This is a genomic window from Acetivibrio ethanolgignens (assembly GCF_001461035.1).
Taxonomy (GTDB): Bacteria; Bacillota; Clostridia; order Lachnospirales; family Lachnospiraceae; genus Velocimicrobium; species Velocimicrobium ethanolgignens.
In genome coordinates this window covers 1-3,795 of the sequence record NZ_LNAM01000036.1, presented here as the reverse complement: position 1 = coordinate 3,795, position 3,795 = coordinate 1, and the positions used below count along the sequence as shown (strand labels likewise).

The window sequence follows — 3,795 nt, the reverse complement described above, 5'->3', positions numbered from 1 at the left end:
CCAAAAAAATAAGTCTGTAAGCTGTTTTCCTTGCTTACAAACTTATTATACGAGGAGAAGTTTGCATGAAAAAGAAAATCATTTTGCTTTTTGTGGGACTGGCTGTTTTGGGCACTCTGATTGGAGTCAACCTGTTTTCGGACAGGCAGCCAAAAGGTGCGAGAGGCGAGGAGTACATAGGGGAACAGGAAAAGAGAATATCCCGGGCAGAGGCGGCCAAGATGGTCAGCCTTTTAAAATTTACAGAGGAAGAGCTTTCCGAAATGGAAAGAGTGATTACCTATACGGACACGGATCCTGAAAAATGGTATGATAAATATATCAATGGTATGTATGAGGCTGGGCTGGTTGGCGAAGAAAATCTGGAAAACAACCAGTATCGTCCTATGAGTTACATGACGGTAGCTGAGTGCAATGATTTGGTGAGTCGTATCGCTATACAGGAGCAGGAAAGGAATACAGACGATTCCGGCTTGCAGGAGCTTCTGACAGCAATGGAAAATCTGGCCAAGAGTCAGGGAAAAGATGCTTTTCTACCGCGGGAGGAATGGATTACCCTGTATGAAATTCTCTGGAATAAGGTCTATAAGTCTGGGCTGGAGGAAAAAACACTGTATATCGTGGATTCCTGGGAAAGTGATGAAAAACTTGAAAAGTGGCAAACAGTAACAGACCAAGGAATTTTTATGGGAGATGGACAGGATTTTCTGAAGTATAGTGATAAAAAGCTGCGTGTTTATGTATGCGGAACTCAGATTGCCTGTATCCTGGAGGTACTGAAGGAGGATACGCTGATTCCGAATGTCTGGATTATGAAGCAGGCGGAGGAAAGCTTGACTGTATTCTTAAATGGCTGTCAAAAGGAATTTTCTCTTTCCGGTGCCTTAAAGGAGCAGATTACAGAGAAGGTTGGAGATATCACTGTACAGGATGGTGTGATTTCCAAAGTAAGTGTAAAGCCAGATGCAATTAATGGAAGAGTTCTGGTGACAGGTAAGGAGCATATTGAACTGGAGAAATACGGGAAAAAGAAGCTTTCCAGTGACTTTAGGATTTACTGTACCTATGGAGATGAAGTTTCCATGGAAACAGCCCGTTCCATTCTGGTTGGATATCAGAATACGGATTTTGTAATTGTAGGAGATGAAATCTGTGCTGCAATTATCAAAGAGCCAATTAAAGCCGAGAATATCCGTGTCGCTTTAAAGACGGATGGTTTTGAGGATTATTATCATAAGACTGTAATTGTTACTTCGACAAAGCCCTTTACTGTAACGACTGGAGAGACAAAGAAAACCTATAAGGCAGGAGAGCAGCTGAAGCTTACGAAAAAGTCCAAGCTGTTCAAAGAGGGTAGAGTGGAGATTATGCCGGAGGAAAATGGGAAGCTAAAGGTAATGACCCTGAAGCGGAATGGAGAACATCCGGAATACCGCGGTATTTTGGAGGTAGCGTTGGAGAAGGACGAGATTCTTCTGCTAAATGAGCTTCCTCTGGAGGAATATCTTTATGCGGTGATTCCAAGTGAGATGCCGACGTCCTACGGGGTAGAGGCCTTAAAGGTACAGGCAATCTGTGCCAGAAGCTATGCCTACCGTCAGCTTTTATCCAATGGCTGCGGCAGCTATGGTGCTCATGTAGATGATAGTGCCCTTTACCAGGTTTACAATAATATTCCGGAAAATAAAACCTCTATTCAGGCAGTAAAGGAGACAAAGGGGCAGGTGCTTAAGTACAATGGCGAATTGATAACGGCTTATTATTTTTCAACCTCCTGTGGCTCCACAGCAAATGCTAATGAAGTATGGAACAGCCGGGATAAGGTGCCATATCTGGTGGGAAGTCTCCAGTCCCGAGGTGAGTTAGAACCCCTGAATTTGACGGAAGAAAAGGAGTTTAAGAAATTTATTTCCAAGGATCCTGTAGATACCTTTGACAATGAAAGTCCCTGGTATCGCTGGCAGGTAAAGATTCCTGCAGAAAGCCTGAAAAAAACCATTGATGCTGGACTGAAGAAGCGTTATGAAGCGAATCCATCGTTGATTTTGACAAAACAAGGAGATGGAAGCTATAAAAGCGTGCCTGTAGATACTGTGGGAACGGTAAAGAAAATTTCCGTATCAAAACGCTGCACCGGGGGAATTGTGACTGAGCTAGTGATTAAGGGAAGTAAAAATACGATAAAGGTTTTGACAGAGTACAATATCAGAACGTTGCTGGCACCGTTATACAGTACGGTCATTCGACAGGATAATAGCAAGGTAGAGTCTCTTTCTATGCTTCCAAGTGCCTTTTTCTATCTGGAGGAGCAAAAAGAGGGAAAAAAAGTGACCGGCTACCGCTTTGTCGGCGGAGGCTACGGCCACGGTGTCGGTATGAGCCAGAATGGAGCAAAGGCCATGCTGGATGCCGGTTACAGCTGTGAAGAGGTACTAAAGCACTACTATAACGGTGTTACAATAGATAACGCTGTTCCTGAATAAATACATTGACCTCACTTCCAATAAAGAGAATATACATACAGAAGTATAGCCAGAGCATTAAAAATACAATCGTGGTCAGACTTCCATAGGTATCGAAGTTGGCAAAATTATCAATATAATAGGAATATACGGAAGAAAAGACAGCCCAGCTGATTGTTGTTAAAAGTGCTCCGGGAGCCTCCTGGGAAACCGTAGATTTTCGATTTGGAACAAAAATGTACATTGCCAGAAAAAAGAAAAAGAGAACAATCAGGGCAATCAGCACACGGAAGCTAATAATTACTGGCGGTTTTATATTAAACTGCGATAAAAGTCTGGTAAGTGTCAGCATCAGACGATTTCCAAAGACAAGAAGAATCAGGGAGCCTACGATGCTGATAGCAAAAATTACCGTATAAAAAGAAGAAATCAGTCGCAGATAGAGGTAATTCCGGGTTTCGTAAATGCCATAAATGGAGTTGAAGCCGCGGATAACAGCCATGATTCCCTTAGAGGCAGACCAAATGGCGGTTATTATGGTGATAGAAATAATAGCCGCAGAGGACTGTCCATAAATTTCGTTTAGTAGGGATACAATATAGTCTCCGATGTGAGAGGGCAGAGCCTGATTTGCAAGAGAAATCAGCATGTCCTCAGTGACAGGAAGATAGCGGATTAGGGTCATAAGAAACATGATAAAGGGAAAAAAGGAAAGTATGATAAAAAAAGCAGCCTGTGCAGCATAGGCTGATACCGCGTGTTCCTTTAGCTGCTTTAAAAAATAACGAATATAGTCAATGAATAATCTGATCATGATAACTCTCTCCCTGTATGTAATATCTGTATTTTATTATATGTTTTCCATATTTTCAAGTAGAATCCCTTTAGTTTCCGCATTTTGTCTATTAAGTGAATAGAAAAAGAAACCAAATCTTTATGACTGCAGATTTTCCACAATGAGTATAAACTACAGAATAGTAGTGGTTATTCAGCTGCAGAAGGTAAGGAACCGATGGTTAGGAGAATTAAGAGAAGCGAGGAGACACAGGGAATAGAAATCAATTGAGTCAGTGCTAGGTATGCCGAATGAGTGCATGCCAGAGATGATATTGATATATTTTGTATCTAAAGGTGCTATTCTTAGTGCACATGTTGTGCAGCAATAGATACGATTTTTCTTACTTGCGGACCATGTGAAAAACTCATTACAGTCAGGGTTTGCACGATGTTTGACACTTGAATTTGGAGTAAGGGTAAAAAAGATTTCAAGGTACATAGTGTCTGCTGATTAAACTAAAACACTTAATTTTACTGACTTTTACCTCGTTTTCTG

General features: G+C 41.6%; 2 protein-coding genes. One reads left to right on the top strand and one right to left on the bottom strand.

Annotated features, from left to right (window positions below; translation table 11 throughout):
- Positions 1-65 precede the first annotated feature (65 nt).
- Positions 66-2,483 carry a SpoIID/LytB domain-containing protein gene (locus ASU35_RS03210; protein WP_058351625.1) on the top strand — a complete coding sequence of 806 codons (2,418 nt, stop codon included), beginning with the start codon at positions 66-68 and terminating at the stop codon, positions 2,481-2,483.
- Here the strand turns inward: ASU35_RS03210 and ASU35_RS03205 are convergent.
- Entirely contained in the window at positions 2,455-3,276 is an 822-nt protein-coding gene (locus ASU35_RS03205) for a YihY/virulence factor BrkB family protein (protein ID WP_058351624.1), read from the bottom strand. The two genes, ASU35_RS03210 and ASU35_RS03205, sit on opposite strands and share 29 nt — an antisense overlap.
- Positions 3,277-3,795 lie beyond the last annotated feature (519 nt).

Bases quoted from the DNA above. Each gene is read 5' to 3' on its own strand.
- ASU35_RS03210 (WP_058351625.1), top strand. From the start codon at position 66: ATGAAAAAGAAAATCATTTTGCTTTTTGTGGGACTGGCTGTTTTGGGC.
- ASU35_RS03205 (WP_058351624.1), bottom strand. From the start codon at position 3,276: ATGATCAGATTATTCATTGACTATATTCGTTATTTTTTAAAGCAGCTA.